General features: G+C 42.3%; 25 protein-coding genes. 15 read left to right on the forward strand and 10 right to left on the reverse strand.

Annotation, left to right across the window (positions count from 1 at the left end; translation table 11 throughout):
• Positions 1 to 5: 5 nt before the first annotated feature.
• The 7 genes from HM003_03810 to HM003_03840 form a co-directional block, all read right to left on the reverse strand.
• The gene (locus HM003_03810) at positions 6 to 1,178 is read right to left on the reverse strand and encodes a thiolase domain-containing protein (GenBank protein ID MBX5328464.1); all 1,173 of its coding nucleotides are present in this window, start codon (positions 1,176 to 1,178) and stop codon (positions 6 to 8) included.
• Between the two features lie 62 nt (positions 1,179 to 1,240).
• Positions 1,241 to 2,029 (reverse strand): crotonase, encoded by a 789-nt coding sequence (locus tag HM003_03815; GenBank protein ID MBX5328465.1) that lies wholly within the window; start codon positions 2,027 to 2,029, stop codon positions 1,241 to 1,243.
• Between the two features lie 62 nt (positions 2,030 to 2,091).
• Complete coding sequence (locus HM003_03820; GenBank protein ID MBX5328466.1) at positions 2,092 to 3,246, reverse strand: acyl-CoA dehydrogenase; 1,155 nt, start codon at positions 3,244 to 3,246, stop codon at positions 2,092 to 2,094.
• On the reverse strand, positions 3,247 to 4,449 hold the full coding sequence (locus tag HM003_03825) for a 3-hydroxyacyl-CoA dehydrogenase (protein MBX5328467.1): 1,203 nt from the start codon (positions 4,447 to 4,449) through the stop codon (positions 3,247 to 3,249).
• 91 nt (positions 4,450 to 4,540) lie between these two features.
• Positions 4,541 to 5,695 (reverse strand): acyl-CoA dehydrogenase, encoded by a 1,155-nt coding sequence (locus HM003_03830; protein ID MBX5328468.1) that lies wholly within the window; start codon positions 5,693 to 5,695, stop codon positions 4,541 to 4,543.
• 24 nt (positions 5,696 to 5,719) lie between these two features.
• Positions 5,720 to 6,709, reverse strand: coding sequence for an electron transfer flavoprotein subunit alpha/FixB family protein (locus HM003_03835; protein ID MBX5328469.1), 990 nt, complete (start codon positions 6,707 to 6,709; stop codon positions 5,720 to 5,722).
• A 1-nt stretch (position 6,710) separates the two neighbouring features.
• Complete coding sequence (locus HM003_03840) at positions 6,711 to 7,499, reverse strand: electron transfer flavoprotein subunit beta/FixA family protein (protein ID MBX5328470.1); 789 nt, start codon at positions 7,497 to 7,499, stop codon at positions 6,711 to 6,713.
• A 124-nt stretch (positions 7,500 to 7,623) separates the two neighbouring features.
• On the opposite strand from HM003_03840, the gene HM003_03845 reads away from it, so the two are divergent.
• From HM003_03845 to HM003_03860, 4 genes are all read left to right on the forward strand, one after another.
• Positions 7,624 to 8,157, forward strand: a complete 534-nt coding sequence (locus tag HM003_03845; GenBank protein MBX5328471.1) for a DUF86 domain-containing protein — start codon at positions 7,624 to 7,626, stop codon at positions 8,155 to 8,157.
• Positions 8,141 to 8,530 carry a nucleotidyltransferase domain-containing protein gene (locus tag HM003_03850; protein ID MBX5328472.1) on the forward strand — a complete coding sequence of 130 codons (390 nt, stop codon included), beginning with the start codon at positions 8,141 to 8,143 and terminating at the stop codon, positions 8,528 to 8,530. Before HM003_03845 ends, HM003_03850 begins: the two co-directional genes overlap by 17 nt.
• A gap of 120 nt (positions 8,531 to 8,650) precedes the next feature.
• Entirely contained in the window at positions 8,651 to 9,109 is a 459-nt protein-coding gene (locus tag HM003_03855) for a C_GCAxxG_C_C family protein (GenBank protein ID MBX5328473.1), read from the forward strand.
• A gap of 59 nt (positions 9,110 to 9,168) precedes the next feature.
• Positions 9,169 to 9,750, forward strand: coding sequence for a DUF996 domain-containing protein (locus HM003_03860; protein MBX5328474.1), 582 nt, complete (start codon positions 9,169 to 9,171; stop codon positions 9,748 to 9,750).
• Positions 9,751 to 9,777: 27 nt separating this feature from the next.
• Here the strand turns inward: HM003_03860 and HM003_03865 are convergent, their stop codons facing one another.
• Positions 9,778 to 10,041 carry a hypothetical protein gene (locus HM003_03865; protein ID MBX5328475.1) on the reverse strand — a complete coding sequence of 88 codons (264 nt, stop codon included), beginning with the start codon at positions 10,039 to 10,041 and terminating at the stop codon, positions 9,778 to 9,780.
• Between the two features lie 91 nt (positions 10,042 to 10,132).
• Between HM003_03865 and HM003_03870 the strand changes: the two genes are divergently transcribed.
• From HM003_03870 to HM003_03890, 5 genes are all read left to right on the forward strand, one after another.
• Entirely contained in the window at positions 10,133 to 10,747 is a 615-nt protein-coding gene (locus tag HM003_03870; protein ID MBX5328476.1) for a PHP domain-containing protein, read from the forward strand.
• Between the two features lie 43 nt (positions 10,748 to 10,790).
• The gene (locus tag HM003_03875) at positions 10,791 to 12,056 is read left to right on the forward strand and encodes an MBL fold metallo-hydrolase (protein MBX5328477.1); all 1,266 of its coding nucleotides are present in this window, start codon (positions 10,791 to 10,793) and stop codon (positions 12,054 to 12,056) included.
• An 11-nt stretch (positions 12,057 to 12,067) separates the two neighbouring features.
• On the forward strand, positions 12,068 to 12,634 hold the full coding sequence (locus tag HM003_03880) for an archaemetzincin family Zn-dependent metalloprotease (protein ID MBX5328478.1): 567 nt from the start codon (positions 12,068 to 12,070) through the stop codon (positions 12,632 to 12,634).
• Positions 12,624 to 13,442 (forward strand): hypothetical protein, encoded by an 819-nt coding sequence (locus HM003_03885; protein MBX5328479.1) that lies wholly within the window; start codon positions 12,624 to 12,626, stop codon positions 13,440 to 13,442. Before HM003_03880 ends, HM003_03885 begins: the two co-directional genes overlap by 11 nt.
• A 65-nt stretch (positions 13,443 to 13,507) precedes the next feature.
• Complete coding sequence (locus HM003_03890) at positions 13,508 to 15,091, forward strand: PQQ-binding-like beta-propeller repeat protein (protein ID MBX5328480.1); 1,584 nt, start codon at positions 13,508 to 13,510, stop codon at positions 15,089 to 15,091.
• Positions 15,092 to 15,103: 12 nt separating this feature from the next.
• Here HM003_03890 and HM003_03895 read toward each other — a convergent pair whose 3' ends face one another.
• Complete coding sequence (locus tag HM003_03895; protein MBX5328481.1) at positions 15,104 to 15,283, reverse strand: CooT family nickel-binding protein; 180 nt, start codon at positions 15,281 to 15,283, stop codon at positions 15,104 to 15,106.
• 131 nt (positions 15,284 to 15,414) lie between these two features.
• Here HM003_03895 and HM003_03900 point away from each other — a divergent pair, with 131 nt between their 5' ends.
• A complete protein-coding gene (locus HM003_03900; GenBank protein ID MBX5328482.1) occupies positions 15,415 to 15,882 on the forward strand; it encodes a hypothetical protein in 468 nt (155 codons plus the stop codon).
• A gap of 110 nt (positions 15,883 to 15,992) precedes the next feature.
• On the opposite strand, the gene cas1 is transcribed toward HM003_03900, so the two are convergent.
• Positions 15,993 to 17,042: a CRISPR-associated endonuclease Cas1 gene (gene cas1 / locus HM003_03905; protein MBX5328483.1), complete on the reverse strand. Its 1,050-nt coding sequence runs from the start codon at positions 17,040 to 17,042 to the stop codon at positions 15,993 to 15,995.
• A 313-nt stretch (positions 17,043 to 17,355) separates the two neighbouring features.
• On the opposite strand from cas1, the gene HM003_03910 reads away from it, so the two are divergent.
• The 5 genes from HM003_03910 (at position 17,356) to HM003_03930 (ending at position 19,914) form a co-directional block, all read left to right on the forward strand.
• On the forward strand, positions 17,356 to 17,877 hold the full coding sequence (locus HM003_03910; GenBank protein MBX5328484.1) for a hypothetical protein: 522 nt from the start codon (positions 17,356 to 17,358) through the stop codon (positions 17,875 to 17,877).
• A gap of 241 nt (positions 17,878 to 18,118) precedes the next feature.
• The gene (locus tag HM003_03915) at positions 18,119 to 18,859 is read left to right on the forward strand and encodes a hypothetical protein (protein ID MBX5328485.1); all 741 of its coding nucleotides are present in this window, start codon (positions 18,119 to 18,121) and stop codon (positions 18,857 to 18,859) included.
• A 12-nt stretch (positions 18,860 to 18,871) separates the two neighbouring features.
• Positions 18,872 to 19,261, forward strand: a complete 390-nt coding sequence (locus HM003_03920; GenBank protein MBX5328486.1) for a hypothetical protein — start codon at positions 18,872 to 18,874, stop codon at positions 19,259 to 19,261.
• Positions 19,230 to 19,505 (forward strand): hypothetical protein, encoded by a 276-nt coding sequence (locus HM003_03925; protein ID MBX5328487.1) that lies wholly within the window; start codon positions 19,230 to 19,232, stop codon positions 19,503 to 19,505. The genes HM003_03920 and HM003_03925 overlap by 32 nt, the downstream gene beginning before the upstream one ends.
• Positions 19,489 to 19,914: a hypothetical protein gene (locus HM003_03930; GenBank protein ID MBX5328488.1), complete on the forward strand. Its 426-nt coding sequence runs from the start codon at positions 19,489 to 19,491 to the stop codon at positions 19,912 to 19,914. Before HM003_03925 ends, HM003_03930 begins: the two co-directional genes overlap by 17 nt.
• The last annotated feature ends 22 nt before the right edge of the window (positions 19,915 to 19,936 follow it).

Raw genomic sequence — 19,936 nt, forward strand, 5'->3', positions numbered from 1 at the left:
ACGATTCATCTCCTCAAAATTGTCACATAACAATAATGTCCCGTTCCGCCTACATTGTGGGCCAAAGCAACATAATTCTTCAATGGCACTTGTCTTGACTTTTCAGTGGCTTCTTCTCTAAGCTGTTTTGTTATCTCGTAAATCATTGAGCAGCCGGTCGTGCCGATTGGGTGTCCCTTGGCTTTTAAGCCTCCGTCAACGTTCACTGGGATTTTTCCGCCTATCTCTGTTTGTCCTTCACGGATTAGCTTGGCGCCTTCGCCTTTAGCGCATAATCCAATGTCCTCGTAGGCGAGTATTTCAGCTATTGTGAAGCAGTCGTGAACTTCCGCTACGTCAATTTGGTTTGGCGTTACTTTTGCGATTTTGTATGCCATTTGCGACGCTAAAACGCTGGCTTCGAGTCCCACGTAATCTCTCCTTTTGCTCATGTTCGCCGTTCCAGAAGCGTATCCTATGCCGGCAACCCAAACTGGCGTGTCAACTTTCAGCTCCTTAACTTTTTCTTCAGACGCAACAATAACAGAAGCAGAACCGTCCGTCATGGGACAACAATCAAAAAGTTTCAAAGGCGACGCTATAACCATAGAAGAGAGCACATCATCAACTGCTATTTTGTTTTGCAGGTGCGCAATCGGGTTCATCGTCGCGTATTTATGGTTCTTGACAGCTACTAACGCCAAATCTTCCTCGGTTGTGCCATACTTAGCCATGTGCGCATTTGCATACAACGCATAATACGCTGGAAATGTCAACCCAAAATTGTGAAACTCCCAAAGGTAATAGCCAGCCCTCCCAATCCACTCCATAGCCGTCGGAGAATCAATCTCCCTCATTTTCTCAACTCCAAGAGCCATGGCAATTTCAGCTTGTCCACTTGCTACCGCTGCATAAGCGGTGAAAAACGCGGCGCTGCCACTTGCGCATGCTGCTTCGCAACGGGTTAAGCCAGCCTTTGTTAACCCACAATATTCGGCGGAAACGACCGCTGGAAGAAGCTCTTCATACCATGCTCCTGCGCCTGTGGAGCCTAAAGCGACGAATTCTATGTCTTTTGCTGTTATGCCCGCATCTTCAAGTGAGGGCTTAACGGCTTCGAAAGCCAATTCTGCAATGTTTACGTCGTTTCTTACTCCAAATTTAGAGTTGCCAACACCTATTACTGCAACTTTTCTCATGGCACTCACACTTTTTTGTGTGTTAAGTATAGAAAAGAGGAGGAAAAGAAAAGGCTACTGTGTTATTTGCCTTTGAACTCTGCCTTTCTTCGGGACATGAAAGCTTCTACGCCTTCTTTTAGGTCTTCTGTGGAGAACGACAGCCCCATAAGTCCGGATTCAAGTCGTAATCCTACGTCCAATGGCACTTGTGTTCCGAAATTCAACGCGTGTTTTGCGTATTTCATCGCTACTGGTGGTCCTTCAGCGAGTTTCTGCACTATTGCGCGCACTTCGTCTTTTAGTTTTTCGTAGTGAACTATCTTGTGAACCAAACCCGCCTTTAACGCCTCATCAGCCTTCAATCTGACGCCAAGCATTATCATTTCCTTTGCTTTTGCCAAACCAACAATTCTCACTAAGCGTTGGGTTCCACCCCAGCCTGGAATTAAGCCTAACAGTATTTCTGGGCTTCCGAGCTCTGCGTGTTCTGCGGCTATTCTGAAGTCGCACGCTAGGGCGAGTTCTAGTCCGCCGCCGAGTGCGAAGCCGTTTATTGCGGCTATGACTGGTTTGGACATTTCTTCGATTTTGCCGAACACTTTCTGTCCGAATCTTGAGAATTCTTCGGCTTTTGCTGGTGTCGCTTTAGGAAACATTGTCACGTCTGCGCCTGCGCTGAAGGCTCTGTCGCCTTCGCCAGTTACTACGAGGCATCTTATTGAAGGGTCTTTTTCGGCTGTGTCTAAGGCGTCTGCCAATTCTTCTAAGAGGACATCGTTGAAGGCGTTTAGTCTGTGCGGTCTGTTGAGTATAATCCACAGCACGCTTTGTTCTCTTTCTATTTTCACAGTTTCATACGCCTTACTCATCAAACATCACCATTTGACTATGTTTACCATTTATGTGCCTATATCACTTTTCATGGCGTACTCTAGAATTTTCTGAGGAGATACTTAAGCACCGTTAGTTTTTGGATTTCGCTTGTGCCCTCGTAGATTTCCGTGATTTTAGCGTCTCGGTGATACCTCTCAACGCGGTAATCGCCTAAGTAACCGTATCCGCCTAAAACTTGTATTGCGAAGTCTGTGACTTCCATGGCTACTCTGCTCGCATACTGTTTTGCCATCGCCGTAGCCATCGGGTCCATTTTTCCAACGTCAACAAGCCATGCGGCACGGTAGGTTAAGCCTCTTGCAGCTTCAATTTTTGTCATAGTCTCTGCTAGTCCACAGCCGATTAGTTCGTGCTGCAGTATTGGTTGTCCAAAGGCTTCGCGTTGTTTGGAGTATTTGAAGGCGATTTCCCATGCTCCTTGCGCCATGCCTAGGGCTTGGGCTGCGACGCCTACGCGTGTTTTGTCGAAGAATTCCATTGAGTAGTAGAATCCTTTGTTGAGTTCGCCGATTATGTTCCAATCTGTGACTTTTACGTTGTCGAATTTGACTTCGCCTGTCACTGAACAGCGAATTCCCATTTTGTTGTGCAGTTTAGTTGTTTCCAGTCCAGGCGTGCCCTTGTCAACCACAAATAGGGTTTCGCCTCTGTATGTTGGTCTAACTTTCGTGTCAGTTTGTGTTAAAACAACCATGAAATCGGCTAACGTGGCATTGGTTATGAAGGTTTTTGTGCCGTTTATCCACCATTCATTGCCGTATTTTGTGGCGGTAGTTTCCATTTTTGTTATGTCGCTTCCACTCACGTTTGGTTCTGTGAAGCACGCGGCGGAAATGAAGTCGCCTTTGCAGATTGACGGCAAGTATTTTTCTTTCTGTTCTTTTGTGCCATGGACGAGGATGAATTCGCTGCCGAAGTTTGCGCTAGATATGGCTACGCCTAAAGAAGAGTCCGCTCGGCACATTTCTTCGATGACAAGGCATGTCTCAAGCAGTCCGCATCCTTGTCCGCCATACTCTTGCGGAAAGAACATGCTTGTGAAGCCGAGTTTGGCGGCTTTCTTGTAAAGTTCCATTGGGTATTCTTCTTTTTTGTCAAGTTCAAGGGCGAGTTCTGGTTTGAACTCTTTTTGGCAGAATTCTCTAACCGCATTTAGGATTGCACACTGTTCGGGTGTTAGTTCAAAATTCATTTAGTAGAACCCCCTTCCAGTTTTCTTTCCTAATCTTCCACTGCTCACATAATCTTCAAGCAGTGGGCACGGCTTATACATTTCCATGTTATACTTAGCGTAGAGCTCCTTAAGCTTGTTAAGCACCACATCCAAGCCCGTTCTATCCGCGTATTCGCATGGTCCAGAAGGCCAGTAAGTGCCAAGTTTCATTCCAGTGTCAATGTCTTGTGGGTTTGCTGCGTCGTCCTGTATTAGCCATGCGGCTTCGTTTACGGCTACAGCCCATGACCTTTCAACATCGTACTCGTCAAGCAGATTGAACGGGATTCGCGGTCTGCCTTTCGTCCAATCGTAAAAGCCAACACCCGTTTTTTGTCCAAACTTTTTCTCATTAATAAGCGGGTCAATTACTTCAGCGCATGGTTTCATCCGTTCTCCATAAGCCTCATGCAATATTTTTCCAACCTCATAGGCAATATCCAGCCCCACGAAATCTGCCAGTTCAAACCAGCCCATTGGAAAGCCGCCCGTGTACTTTACCGAAGCGTCTATACCTTCTTTTGTTGCTTCGCCTCGTTTGAACGCCCAGAAGGCTTCGTTGAAGACTGCGCCTAATACACGGTTTACTATGAAGCCTCTTACGTCTTTGCGGACGATTACGGGTGTTTTTCCAAGTTTTTTGGCAAGTTCCGCAAGTGTGTTGATTGTTTCTTGGTTTGTGTTTTCGCCTTTGATGACTTCCACAAGCGCCATTGAGTGTGGCGGGTTGAAGAAGTGCATTCCGGCGACTTTGTCTGGGCGGTGTGTGGCTTTGCCCATTTCTGTGATGCTTAGGGTCGAAGTGTTAGAGGCGAGTATAGCGTGTGGTGGAGCAAGAGAATCAAGGGTTTTGAACACTTTCTTTTTTAGTTCCATGTTTTCGGGTACGGCTTCTATGGCTAAGTCTATGTCTCTTGCGGCTTGCTCGTAACTGGTTGTCGTATGCAACCTCGCTAATGTGGCGTCGGCATCTTCGCGTCTGATTCGTTTTTTCTCAACGAACTTGTCGAGGCTCCACTTGATTTTTTCCATTGCTTTCGTTAGGAATTCGTCGCTGATGTCTATCATGGTGACTTCGTAGCCAGCCATGGCTAGAAGCTCGGCTATTCCGTGACCCATCGTTCCAGAACCGACAACCGCCGCTTTTCTCAATTTTTCAGCAACCAAAATATTCACTTCCATCTTACAAGAATAATGAAAGAAGTAGGAAATGGTAATAAAAGTTTTGAATATGCAGTCTTTATTTTGGTCTGCCTAAAAAAGGAAAAAAGAGTTAGGGTTGTTTTTGTAGGTAGTTGGTTATTGTCAGTTTTTGAATTTCGCTTGTTCCCTCATAGATTTCCGTGATTTTTGCGCAGCGGTGGAAACGTTCCACATGGTAATCTGCTAAGTAGCCGTATCCGCCGAAGATTTGTATGGCGTCATCTGTGACTTCCATTGCCACGCGGCTTGCATAGGCTTTTGCCATGCTTGTCGCGACTGGATTAGGCTTTTCCTTGTCGTAAAGCCACGCCGCCTTATACGTCATAAGCCTTGCCGCTTCAATTTTGATTGCCATCTCGGCTAGTTTGAACGAAACTCCTTGAAAGTTGAATATTGGCTGTCCGAACTGTTTCCGCGTTTTCGCGTAAGCCAACGCCTTTTCGAATGCGCCTTGCGCCATGCCAACCGCTTGAGCCGCAACTGTTATGCGGGTTCCGTCGAAAAGCTCCAGCGTGTAATAGAAGCCCTTGTTTAATTCGCCAACAAGATTCGCCTCTGGAACTCGCAAGTCACTCATAGACAACGAGCCGGTCACTGCGGGTTTTATGCCCATTTTTCCATGCAGTTTAGTGGCTTCCAAGCCGGGCATGCCTTTTTCGGCTAGGAAAAGGCTTTGTCCACGATGTGAAGGTTGCGCGTTTGGGTCGGTTTGGCATAAGAGTATGAAGTAGTCAGCGATTGGAGCGTTAGTTATGAATTCTTTTGCGCCGTTGATTACCCATTCGCTTCCAGCTTTGACGGCTGTCGAGTTCATGCGTGTGATGTCGCTTCCGTGTTCTGGCTCAGTGAACGCTGCCGCAGCAATTTTGTCGCCTCTCGCCAAAGGCGGAATAACCTTTGCTTTTTGCTCTTCGCTACCATGCTTTAGCAACACGTCGGGAATCATCAAGTTGCCTAATGATATTGCAACGCCTAAGCCTGGGTCAACACGGCACAGTTCCTCGACTACAATGCAGTCTTCGAGTACGCCGTAGCCTTGACCATCATACTGCGTCGGTATACGCATGCTTGTGAAGCCTAGTTGTGCGGCTTTTTTGTAAAGAGCCATTGGAAACTCTTCTTTCTGGTCAAATTCAAGGGCAAGCTCTGGCGTGAGTTCTTTTTCTGCGAATTCGCGGGCTGCACGTTTTATTTCTAATTGTTCCTCGTTTAGTTTGAATTCCATTTTGTGCTTCTCCCTTTTCAGAGCTTATGTCTTCTGTGCTTTAGTCTCATTAATCTTGTTTTTTAAAGAAGGCACAATCTTGAATAGGTCTTCGACTACGCCGTAGTCTGCGAAGCTGAAGATGGGCGCTTTGGGGTCTTTGTTCACTGCGATTATAAGGTCGCTGCTTTTCATGCCGAGCACGTGTTGGAAGGCGCCGCTGATGCCGAGGGCTAGGTAAAGTTTTGGTTTGACTGTTTTGCCTGAACTGCCCACTTGCCGGTCGTTTGGAAGCCAGCCTTTGTCAACGATTGGGCGTGAACATGCGAGGACTGCGCCTAATGTTTTTGCTAGGTCTTCCATGAGGGGCATGTTTGCTTGGTCTTTTATTCCACGTCCTATGCCCACTAGTTTTTCGGCTGTGGTTATGTCTACTCCGCCTGGCGGTGGCAAAACGTATTGTAGGAAGCGTTTTTCAACAATTTCTTCCGTTAATGGTGATGGTATGGTGGTTATTTGTCCGTTTGCTGGTGGTTCTGGTTTTTTTGGTGTGAAGGTTGCTTGGCGAACGGTGACCATGTACGTGTCTGCTTTGCGCAGTACTGCTTTGGCGTTAACTTTGCCGCCGTACATTTGGCGTGTTACCGCTAGTGTGTCGCCTTCGAACGTTAAGTCTATGCAGTCTGTCGCGAGTGGCGTGTTCAGTGCTGCGGCTAATCGTGGTGCGAGTTCTACGCCGTAGCTTGTGTGTCCCAAAATGACGAGTGAAGGCTTATTTTCAGCGATAAGTTTCGATAAGATTCGCTTGTAGGCTTCGGAGTTGAAGTTTTCAAGTTTTGGGTCTTCGACTGCCATGACTATTTTTGCGTACTCCGCAAGCGCCTTAGCGTGTTCTTGAACGTTTTTGCCAAGTATGACCGCGCATAATTCGGCGTTTGTTTTTTCTGCGAGTTCGCGGGCTTTGGTGAGCAGTTCGAATGTTATGTCTCTTATTTGTCCTTGGCGGTGTTCGGCTAAAACGAAAATTTTTGCCATTTTAAATCAGCCCCTTTGATTTGATTATTTCTACAAGTTTGGTTGCGATTTCGTCTGGGGTGCCTTTGAGGAATTCTGCTTGTTTTTCAACTGGTGGCACGTAAAGTCTTTCAATGTTTAGCCATGAGCCTGCGATGCCAACGTCTGTTTCGGCTAGTCCAGTGTCTGCTAGGCTTAGAACTTTGATTTCTTTTTGCATGGCTTTGCGGATGCCCATTATGCTGACGTAGCGTGGTTCGTTTATGCCCGTGGATACAGCGAACAGTGCTGGTAAGCGGATTTCTAACTGTTCTTCAAAGCCTCCTTCGAGTTCACGGTTTACTTTCGCCGTGCCAGAGCCTAACTCGATTTTTTTAACCATTGCAGCGTGTGGAATGTTCAGCATTTCTGCAAGTATTGGTCCAGTTGCAGCGTTGCCTGTGTCGCCTGCTTGCGCGCCCAGAAGGATTAGGTCGTAGTGTAAGGTTTTGATTACGCTGTATAATATTTTGGCTGTGGCGTAGGCGTCTGAGCCTTCAAATTTTGGGTCTGTTAAGCGTATGGCTTTATCGGCACCGCGGGCTAAGCATTTTCTCAGTGTGGATTCGCTTTCTTGCGGACCGATGGTTATGGCGGTTACGGTTCCACCGAGTTTTTCTTTAATGCGTACGGCTTCTTCTAATGCGTAGTCGTCCCACTCGTTAATGTCAAAGACTAAACCAGCCTTGTCTATTGTCTTGCCGCTAATGTCAATTTTCAGTTCCGCCTCTGCTGTTTCCGGAACATGTTTAACACAAACAATAATATCCAAAGTATGTCAAACTCCATTTTTGAGAAGAGTTAAACACTCAACATCATAAAACTTTTGCCTTCAGATAGATATTCAGAAAGATAAACTCTTTCTTAACCAAAAATTTCACAGCCTCGCAAATAAAATGACAAACACAAGAACTACTACACGCAATCAATGCCTAAGTCCCTTTGGCGAGTTAAAATCTAAGTGGACAATAACATTATATTACAAGCTAGATTACTATTCAGTGCTGGTTAGAATGTCCGTAAACGTTGACCATCTCAAACAGAGAATAAACGAAATTCTCGAATCAAAAGGCGAACTAAACCGACTAACCTCAAAATCGTATGCTCAATTAAGTCGCGAAGAAAAATACGCAATCAGATACCACATCATAGTATTAGCTGAATCATTAGGAAGCATATGTGTTCAAATAGCAACGGAAGAGTTCAAACATATCCCACAATCCTATTCAGAATGCTTTAAACTAATGGAAGAAAAAGGCATATGTGACTGCGCCAAAGACTTAACCGCAATAATGCGCCTCCGAAACCTACTAACACACCGTTACTGGACAATAGATGACGCCCAAATCTATGGCTCCATCAAAAACAACTTCAAAGCCATCGACAAATTCCTAAGGAGTGTGAAAGAAAAATATGCAATCAGCCTATGACAAAATACAATTCTACAAAATCAGCCCAAAAGAAAAAAACGAAATAATCAAAAAACTCAAAAAATCATTAGTCAACGAAAAAAGAATCCAACTCGCCATAATCTTCGGAAGCCTAACAACAAGAAACAACATAAGAGACATAGACATCTGCATACACGCAAACCCAAAACTGAAATTCCAAGAACTCCTAAACCTCAACGCCCAAATAGAACTCGACCTGGGCATGCCAGTCGACCTTGTAGAATTAACAGACCTAAACCCAACCCTCCAAATTAACATACTAAAAAATGGCACAATAATAAAAGGACAAAAAACATTCATAAACAAATTCCTCAGCCAAGCAAACACTCAAAAACCCATCGCAATTGACTGACAAAAATTTTCGCACTTGCGACAAATCTACGATTGAACCTATTTATAAGGGGGCTATAGCAACCGCAGAACAACAATAGGCATATCCTTTAAATCTCTTAACACACTCACTTACTCTCCTATGTCAACAAAAAACGCCATCATAAACAAAGCCCTACACTACTTCAACGTAGAAGGCTGGAACTGCGCAGAATCCGTTTACATGGCAATCTTCCAAGAATACTACAAAATAGACGTCACACCAAAAACCGTCACCGCCTTCGGCGGCGGCATCGCCCGAACAGGCAGCATCTGCGGAGCAGTAAACGTTGCTATAATGGGCATAAGCCAAAAATACGGCAGAACCAGCCCAAAACAGCCTTTTATTCGCACGCAACGCCCAGTCTTCCAGTTCCTCAATAAAATTCTTGACCAATACGGCTCCTTAAGCTGCGCCAAACTAAAACAGTCCCAACACGATAAGCTGGAAGGCAAAGTCCGCGAAGAAGACGCAAAAGAAAACCTCTGCACGCCACTAATAAAAACAGTAATCGAAACCTTCTTAGCTATAGCCGAAAACAACAAGCAAACACACACGTAATTACCAAACAAAACTTTTTATCCAAGCGCCTCATGGATGTTCAGCGAGGAGTTTAAAACATGGCGTTAGAAACAACCAAAATCTTAGGCGGAATAGGCGCAGTGCTAATGCTCGTCTCACCCATAGGCATGCACACGGGCATAGTAGGCATAGCAGGCGTAATCCTCGTTTTAATAGCCCTAAGCAAACTCGCATACCACTACAAAGAACCAAGCATATTCAACAACGCCATCTACGGAATAATCACCGCAATAGCAGGAGCAGCAATATTCCTCGGCATCATAGTCATAGCCGCATTCGACCTGATAAGAACACTTGGACTCGACGTCAGCTGGACAGACCCAACAATATTCCAAAGAATTAAATGGCGAGAACTCTTCAATTGGGAAACTTTCGCGCCGTACATTATCGTCATAGCCCTCAGCCTAGTGATGCTCTTCATACTATTCGTAGTTGCATCAATGTTCCTCAAGAAGTCATTCAGTCTTCTCGGCGAAAAAACAGGCATACACGCATTCAAAACCGCTGGATTCCTAATCTTCCTTGGCGCAATACTAACAATAATCGCAGTAGGCTTCCTCATAATGTGGATAGCCCTAATATTCCTCGCAATAGGCTTCTTCTCAATAAAAACAACCTAAATTGCGCCGCTCACCTTCCATTTTCTTTTAGCGCAACAGAAACCAACAATAACGCATGCTGAAATCTCTACTTCCACGCAAAATCTTAACCCTCACACGCGCAACATACAACATCCCAACAGCCAACAACACACCCAACAAAACCGCACCAACAACAGAAAAATCATAACCCAACCTACGCTCACCAACACCATAAGTAAAATACAAACCCAAAAGAAACAAAACAACCCCAACAAAAAACAAAAACAAAAGAAGCCACCACCAAAACAGCCAATACCAAGCCCTACGCACCCTTCAACACCCCAAACTAATAAAGCATTCAACCTATTTATAAGGGGGGCTATAACTCAAACACACAACAAAAAAACAAACCACAAAGAGCATGAAACCCTTGATACGCGCAGACCTACACATCCACACTAACTATTCGGCAGACTCCACAATCAACCCCAAAACCCTCATAGACCAACTAAACGCACACCCAACAATCAAAGCCATAGCCATAACAGACCACAACACAACAGAAGGCTACTATCACGCAAAACAACTCGCATCCGCATACACGGACACACTCATAATCCCAGCAGCAGAAATAACCACAACACAAGGCGACATAATAATCCTAGGCACAGTAGAACTCCCACCAAAACCATGGACACCACAAAACATCACAAACCACGCAAAACAAAACAACGCCATAACAATCGCGGCCCACCCATACCGCACATACGGATTAGGCGAAAACGCAAAGAACTACCAAATAGACGCAATAGAAACCCTAAATGGCACATCACCCACACACATAAACAAAATGGCAGAAAACCTCGCCAAAACACTAAACCTACCAGGCGTTGCAGGAAGCGACGCACACAACACAGACGAACTATGGACAGTCTACACAGAAATCCAAGCACCACCAGACATAAACGAAATCCTAAAAGCCATAAAAAAAGGAAAAGTCAAAACTGCATACGCCCCAAAGTCAATACATTTTTAAAACACCAAACAACATCAATACTGAATTAACAGATGAAAAATAAATGACACCATTACAAATAGGATTCCTAGGCGGAACACGAGAAGTAGGCAGAATCGCCATAGCCGTTAAAACAGAAAAAACACAAGTCTTACTAGACTACGGAGTAATGCTAAACCACAAACCAGGATTCCCAATGCACGTACCACCAAAAGACGTCGACGCAGTAATCCTAACGCATAGCCACCTTGACCACTCAGGCGCCGTCCCAATATTCTACATCCACGAAAGAAAACCACTCTACACAAACAAACTCAACCTAGAACTAACCCAAATACTAATCGCAGACTTCATCCACCTATCAAGCTACTACCTACCATTCGAATACCTAGAACTAAAAACCATGACACGCAGCAACAAACACATAGACTACGACAAAAAAGAACAAATCAAAGACATAAACTTCCAACTCGTAAATGCTGGACACACACCAGGAAGCGCATCAATACTACTCGAGGCAGAAGGAAAACGAATACTCTACACAAGCGACTTCAACACCACAGACACAAGACTTCTAGAAGGCGCAAAAATGCAATACAACAATTTAGACGCCGTAATAATCGAAAGCACCTACGCAAACGAAGACCACACAGAACGCTTAGAACTCGAAAAACGCTTCGTAGACGAAACCACAGACGTCATCGAAAAAGGCGGAACAGTCCTCGTCCCAGCCTTCGGCGTTGGCAGATCACAAGAAATCGCATGCGTGCTAACAGCGCACCATTTTGAATATCCAATTTACATGGATGGAATGGCACGAGAAGCAAGCCGCATAATACTTAACTACAGAGAGTTTCTCAGAGACCCAAAACTCTTCAACGACACAATGCACACGGTTGAATGGATAGAAGGCTGGAGAGACCGCAGAAAAGCAACAAAAACACCATGCGTAATAATTTCTCCAGCTGGCATGCTCAAAGGTGGACCAGCAGTGTTTTACACGTCAAAAATAGGGAAAAAAGCACACAACGCCATTTTCTTAGTTAGTTATCAAATTCCTGGCACTCCCGGAAAAGAATTGTTGGAGAAAGGAGTGTGTTTGATTGATGGAAAAATGAGAAAGGTGAAGGCTCGAGTTCAACATTTCGACTTTTCCTCTCATTGCGGAGCAACTCAGCTTAAAGAAGCAGTTAAAGAACTTGGAGGAAACCCGAAGGTTTTTGTAGTTCACGGCGCAGAGGGAAACTGTGAACTTTTTGCAAAATGGATAAAGAACGAGTTAGGATTGGACGCTTCTGCTCCGAAAACTGGCGACGTAGTTAAGCTTTAACAAGTGGAACTATGAAAATTGGGATTCTACGGATTGGTCAAGTGGATTCTTACATAGCAGATAGAATTCAAGAGAATTTGAAAATGATTTTTCCAGAAGCAACATGCGTAGTTGTAGATGAGAAGATTGCAATTCCTAAAGAAGCCTTAGACAAGACGAGAAACCAATACCGCTCAGACATCATCCTGAACAGAATTCACGCTTACGCTGAAAAAGAAGAAACTTTGAATAGAATATTGGGAATCGTGGATGTAGACACCTTTGTTCCACAACTGAACTTCGTTTTCGGAGAAGCAGAATTCCCCGGAAAAGCAGCGTTGATATCACTGTGGAGATTAAGACCGGAATTTTATGGTAAACCCGCAAATGTGGAGCTTTTTGTGGAGAGAAGCACAAAGGAAGCAGTGCACGAGCTTGGACATACGCTGGGTTTGCGGCATTGCTCTAATCCGTTTTGTGTTATGTATTTTTCAAATTCCATTTTCGAAACTGACAGAAAACAAAGCTTATTCTGCAGTAAATGTTATCAGAAAGCTGAGAAAACCATCAAAGACATAGGTAAGCACATTGAACGATAAGTTTAAAGTTAAGCCTATACATTTGGCGCCTATTTTAGTAAGTCTCCTATTTGGGCTGTTGTGTGCTTTTCTGCTTTTGACGTTTTCCATGGAAATTTATGTGGTTACGCCATTTCCGGAAGGTGTTGGGTCGTTTGGTAACGCGTTTTATTTTGTTGTCTTAGTTGGAGTTGGCGCGTTGTTGCTGTATTTGCTTGTTAAGAGGAAAAGTCGTAGATTGATTAGTTTGGTTACTGGTTTTGCTTTGACAGTTGCGGTTTTTATGCTTTCGGTTGTTTACTTTTCGGCTATATTTTCTTTTTTTGCGGTCGCATATATCGATGTTTTGACTTTGGCGTTATCCTTGGTTGTGACAGTTTCTGCGTATTTTGCAATTTTTCGGGCTAGAAGTAGTGTTTATGATTTTACAGTTCTTTGTTTGGGTGGTGCTTTGGGGACTTTTTTGGGTTTTTCGATTCCAACTTTGAGTGCGCTGTTGATTTTGGGTTTTCTGGCGGTTTATGATGCTTTTGCCGTTTATTATGGACCTGTTGGAAAAATAGCTCGTAGTGGACTTGAACAATTGCGCGGTTTGAGTTTTTCTTTTAAGAATGTGCAGATGGGGTTGGGTGATTTGACTTTTTATTCCATGTTGACGAGTCGAGTGTTTTTTGATTTTGGTCCTGTTTTTTGTTTTGTTTCTATGATGGGTGTTTTGGTTGGTGTGTTTTTTGCTTTTAAGATGTTGGAGAAAAAGGGGATGTTTCCAGGACTGCCTTTTCCAATAGCATTAGGTTTAATACCATTGGTTATGTCGTTTTTTATTTAAGAAAAGTTGAAAATATAAGATTGGAAAGGACAATTAACTTGGTTTGAGTGAGAAGGGAAAGTGTGTTGAGGGATTTCATTAAAAAATTGCTGGTTATCTTGTGCGTTGTGATTGTGGCGTCTGTGGCTTTATACTTTTATGTTATTCGCTACAGCTCCATTACTGATAATGTTGCCCCGCAATGGAAGAATCAAAATCAAAGTGATTCGTGGATTTTGCAGGGCGAACGCATTTTTCTTCAAGCAGATGGTAGGGATAATTTTGTGCTTTGTAAGGCTGTTCTTGCGACAAATGAAAGTGGAGTTTGGAGAAACGAGACTAAATACGCTTTTATGTGGAGGCAAGAAGTTGTTTTCGGCTTTGACAATTTTGGCACTGCGACGTATGAAGATGGAGTGTTGTATGCGCCTTCGAAAGGAGACAACAAAGTTTACGCGGTAAACGCTTCCAATGGTAATGTTATCTGGAGCACTACGGTTAGGCAATGTGATGCTTCTCCATACATAGATGAGGATGTTGTTTATGTGGGTGAATGCATGGGTCCTAACCATGAACCTGTACCGTTTCCAAAGGCAATGGCATTAAACAAGACTAATGGTGAAGTAGTTTGGGAGTTTGTTGAGCCAAATGATTCTACTTGGGTGGGTTCGCCTGTTGTCTATGGTGATTACGTGTATTTTACAACGTATGGTTCTGGAGTTTACGCTTTAAACAAAACTAATGGCGCGCCTATCTGGCAGTGTGACATTGGAAAGATAGTTTGTTCTGTTGCATATCATAATGGAATGGTTTTTGTTTCGACGCATGAACCATCTGGACAATACGCTTTCAATGCGACAACTGGAGAAATAATATGGCAAAAAAATTATGGAGCATCCTGGGATTCTTCACCAATAATCTACGAGGGAATGATTATTCAGGTTACGAGAAACACGGCTGGAGTGTGGTCTGCTCATGTATTGAATGGAACAAATGGGGCAGTTATACGGAAATTTGAGGGAAAGGGAAGCTGCAGCACGCCTTTGGTGCATGATGGCAAAATATTTATTCCAAGCGAGGATTGGCGCATTTGGGCTTTTGATTTAACGACTGGAAGCGAATTGTGGCACAGCGTTCAACTTCACAACGGAACTCTTCAGAACCACAGTTATTGCAGTCCAGCTGCATCTGGTGGAGCGATTTATTATCAGGCTTTAAATGGAACATTCTATGTGATAGACGAGGCGGATGGAGGTGTTCTTTGGTCTTATGATTTAGGAGGATATGGTTTTGGAAGTCCAAGTGTTGGTGATGGGTGCGTTTTTATTACGAATGATTTTGCGCTTTACGCTTTTAGGATAGGACCTGGTGTTGGTGATTGGCGAATGTTTTGTGGCGACGAGTTGCATCAGAGTGTTTCGGAATATGGCGTGGATTATGTGCGGTATCCGTTGACGGAGCCTAAGAATTGTGTTAGTTTCTTTAATGTTTGGGTTACTGTAAGGTTTGTTTGGTGCAATAAGACGATTGCTTCAGATGCGATAGCGTGGAGAATTTACTTTTTTGATTTTGCGGGAAACGTGAATGCGACTGACATGATGGTTTTTCGTGTTCGCATGCCAGCGCAAGAGATGGCTACGGTTAGTTCGTTGTTCAAAGTAAAAGCGTAATGTTTTTTTGTTTTAGTTACTTGAAAGCACCAATCGCGTGGAGTTTACGTCAACTTCCACTATCTTGCAGTTTTTGAATTCTTTAGATTCTCCAAGCACGTTTTTGATAAGAATGCGGTTATTTTCCATTTTCGCGTAAACAACGTCTTTGAAAACTGTTTTTCCATCGAGTATTACGGTGAATTCGCACATTCACACCACAACCGACAACAAATAAAATGTGCTTAGTTATAAATGTCTCCTTTGTTTGTGTATTTTGGATAAGTAGTTATAATCCACGAGTATTATAGGTTTTAATTCTTGTAGATTAAAAGATGAAAGTAATGCCCAAGAAAAAGGAATCTGACAAGTCTTCGGATGTTAACATATTTCAAATTCTTACGGAAACGGCTGAAAAAGAGAAAAAGAAGCGCAGAGAGGAACTTTTGGCTCCGTTGGGCATAAAAGAGTTTTTTGTTGAAGGAAAAATATCGATTGACAAGCGAACGTGTAAGGGTGTCGAGTGCAAACTCTGCATAAAGGCTTGTCCAACTAATGCTTTGTTTTGGAAAAGTGGCGAAGTTGGGATAACTGAAGACTTGTGCATTTACTGTGGCTCATGTGTCTTAAACTGTATTGTGGATGATTGCATAAAAATTGTGAGAAGAAGGCAGAATGGACAAACTGAACGTTTCAGTAAACCGAAAGATTTCGTAACGCTTCAACATGGCATCTGTGCAAGAAAACGTTTTGAAAGAATTAATGATGTTTTTTCAAAACCAGAAACCTGCCTTGAAAGGTACAAGAAATAAAAATAATTTTAGAAGCACGTGATTTTGATGCCTTCTTTTGAGAGGTACCCCCCTTATATATACTTTGAATTTCCTTCCTTCCTTCCTTAAACTTTAAAAATAGAAAAAGGTTAGGGTTGTTGAGTGGTTAGTGGTTTTAAGAGAAAAGGGTTGATAGTGAAGGTGTTGAGGTTTACGATTCGTGGTTGCCATGCTGATTTTTCATTGCGGATATACTGAGCAAATAAGAAGGCTTCTTCTGAAATTAGAGTTTCAATTTGTTGACGTAAACCATGACGGAAACGTTCTATTCTGACATGTTGATGCAGAAACTCATGTAAAGCCTTAACAAATTTTTTGGTTTCAGCTTTGCCTAGAAAAAGCCTAGAACCTTTATTCTGATAGTTCAGAGTAAACATCAAGTCTTTATTCTTAATGCAGTATTCAATAACGAAGTAGTCAATGAGATAACGGTAAATCTCCATGAAATCACAGACAAAACTAGGCTTTTGAGGTTGAACACTATGCATGAAACCAAGATAAGGCTCAAGCTTAGCTTTAATCACAGCTTGATAAACCTTCCACGACAACACTTCATAAGCTAAATTAAAGAGGTTGTTGACTCCATCATAAGCATTATAGGTTTGTCTTGATTTAGGCTTAATCTTCTTAGGTAACAAACTGAACAGTCGTTGAAAGTAAGCCTTACTGTGCATGGCTTCAAAATGCATGACGTTTGTGAGACTGTCTAAGCCTTCGATTTTGTCTAGGTCATCATGAGGTTTAAGGTTTAATTTCTCTAAGACTTGATTCTGTCCTTCAAACTTAGCTTTAATAATGGTTTTGGCAATTTTAACTCTACGTTCAACATCACGATAAGCTTCATACTGCATAATGCGAGTTTTAACATGACTGTCGTAATTGAGAGGTTTAAGAACAGCTATGGGCTTGTTGTTTCTGGTCATAACAAGAACATCAACTTCAAAAAAGCCAAGACTAGCCAAAGCACCAACACTGACAAGACTACCGCTTTTAAGGATAACTTCGCCAATGTCGTTTTCAATAAGCGGATATTTTTCAGTTTTGCCGTTCCTACGCTTAACATGAAAACATCCCTTAGTCATACCTAGATAATCACCGTAGTCATCAAGAACAATACTGAAGACCTTAGCTCGAACCATAACCCTCACCTTTCAATCGGTTATTTTGGTTTTGTAACTGCAGTTCGGACAGGTAGCCTGCTTCAGCTTTCCTTTGTAACGCCATTTGTATCCGCACTTTTCACATTTTACTTCTCTCATGGTTAGATTCCCCGAATAAGTAGTAGTGGTAGTAGTTTAAATAGTTTACTGATGACCGTTTTCAGATGTCTGTTTATTCCATAAGTTAACGGTTAAGAGATTACTTTAGAAGACCTCTAAAAATTCTAATAAAAAGATTCACCAAAAAGTTTATAAAATAGTATAACTATAATTATAGCTTGAGTGATAAAAAATGATTAAACCAATAGAATCACAAGCTGAACAATCCGCAATCGATATAGACACACTTGATGATACCCAAATAAAAGTCATCTTTCTAATGAGCAAAGCTACATGGAAAAGGCTTGGAGAAATAGCCTTAAACCGTGAAACATCAAGAGCCTCTCTAGTGCGTGAAGCAATCCTACAATACATGGAAAAGCTGGAGAAACCCGAAGAGCAGAATCCGAAAATTCCAGATAGACAACTTAACAGAATCATCAAAGAATGCACTAAGGATGATAATGAAGGATTTGAAATAGACGGAGAAGACGGCTTCATAGAGCAAATGAAGGCTAAAGGCTTCAAACTTAAAGACTCAACGCCTGAACAATGGGAAAAAGTCAAAGAAAAACTTGAGATTGGTTATAAAGGCTATTTCAGTCCGCCAAGCCTAGAAGAGTTTGCTGAAAAATTCGAAGTTTTAGAGCCTTCAGAAGAACAGAAAACATGGCTTTCAACCGCTGAAGAAGAAACAGAAGAAACTGAAGACTAACCCATTTTCCCTTTTTTTATGGTGAACAAAAATGAACAACCCTTCCCTCATGAACAAACCGAAAACATCTATACACGAACCTCTAGGTAAAACCATAGTAAACCCCAGCTATAGTGTTAAACCTAAAGGTTCGTATATAGAGAGTTCTCTTGTTGACATTTAACCTCTAATAGACATTGTATCATTAACCTTACAAACCGCTTTCGTAAGCGACACCATAGACGGATACAGACCAGCAAGTTTGCTCTTAATAGCTAAACCCGAATCTGGAAAAACCACAACCATAGAGAAATTTCAACCTTTACCCTTTGTCTATTACACAGATGAGATAACCGTTAAAATCTTAGTTGATAGAATTCTCAAAAGAATAGAGTCAAAAGAAATGAGGTTCATTCTGATTCCAGACATTCTGAACTCAATCAAAAAACAAACATACACTAGAGAGCCTCTCATTCAAACCTTCAAAAGCTTAACAGACGAGGGAGTATCTAGAATTGAAACCTTGCATAAAGAATACATCACTAAAACTAAATGTAAAGCTGGTTTAATAACTGCAATAACACGTTCAGAACTATATGCAAGTCAAGGAAGATATAGTCTCTATGAAGATTTGAAAAGATACGGATTTCTAAGCAGAATGATTCCTTTCAGCTACGAGTATCCCATAGACAAGCTTGACAAAATCTTCAGTTATATCATGTCTGGAAACAGTGAAGGCAAAAATGTTGTTATCCCAAAAATTCGAATGTTCAAACGAGAAAGACAGTATCAACCAGCTATTGAGTATTTTCACAGATTAAGACCAATAAGTGAAAGGCTAAGTCGTTATTCGGACTCTTATGGAATAAGAGTGCAGAAGAACCTTCAGAAATTATGTTATGCTAACGCTTTGCTGAACGATAGAAGCTATGTTTCAAAGGAAGATGTTGAAAAGGTTCTCTATCTTGGAAGATGGATGAACTTTGACTTTAATCCGTTATAGAAGGTGTTTTTAATGAGCATCAGAACTATTGGCGAAAATGTTCTGTTGCAGAGAGAGTTAGACAATGAAGAACAGTATAGGCGAAGGAATCTTTACGCTCAAGTTACGGTTAATGATTGTTCATGTTTCAAGTTTTGGGTTAATCCCTACGGCTATTTCTGTCATAGAGACCTTCATATGCATTTGAATCATGGAATAGACAGTGTTGAGAAAGCTGTGGTTTTTCTTAATCATGAAAGCATCCATATTGTTCTGCGTAAAATTGCTGGTAAAGAAGTTTCTAAGAAATTTGATAGGCTGTTCAGAAGCGAACGTGATGTTGACGAGTTCGGATTGCCTAAAGAAGAAGGTTTGAAAGTGGTGGTTTTTCATGGTGAAGAAATTGAAGATTTATGGTACTAGACGTAGAGGTCATCGTGAACGTTGGGTTGTTAAGGGTAAAGGTTGCTATAGGGAAGTGCGGAGGGATTCTAAGGGAAGGTTTGTTTCGGTTAAGCGGTGGAATCCTAAGAAGCCTATTGGTAAAGAAGTGTTTACTGAGCTTCAGCCTTTGATTGTTGATTATGAAACGGGAAAGGAAGCTTTAGAGAAGGTGAGGGAAGCTGTTAGGGAGTGGAAGTGGATTGATTTTGAAGCTGAAAGCTGAACAGAGAACTGAGCATGAATGGGTTTCCGAAGGCTACGTTATTGGGTTTATGACTAACAGAGGTTTAATTCTGGATTTGGATAACATGAAGTTTAAGAAGGCTCGATGGCTTGCTCGGAAACTTTGTAAACAATATAGGTTAGAGGGATACTTGTTAATTAAGTCAAGTCACAAAAATTACCATGTAGTTTTCAATCGTTATTTAACATGGAAGACAATAACGAAAATATTGTTCAATCAGTATGAAGCTTTGAGGTGGGCTGTTTTCCAAATGCAAAGCGGATATTTAACCTTACGGATAAGTCGAAAGAATGGAAAGAACAAGCCTAGAATACTATTGAAAGTTGGAAAGACTGACAAGTTAATTAACGACTATTTAGAAGTTTACAATGCGTTCAAAGGCTTCTAAGTTAACTTGATTTACTATTGAA

Source organism: Candidatus Bathyarchaeota archaeon A05DMB-5 (assembly GCA_019685655.1).
In the GTDB taxonomy this organism is placed as follows: domain Archaea; phylum Thermoproteota; class Bathyarchaeia; order Bathyarchaeales; family Bathycorpusculaceae; genus DSLH01.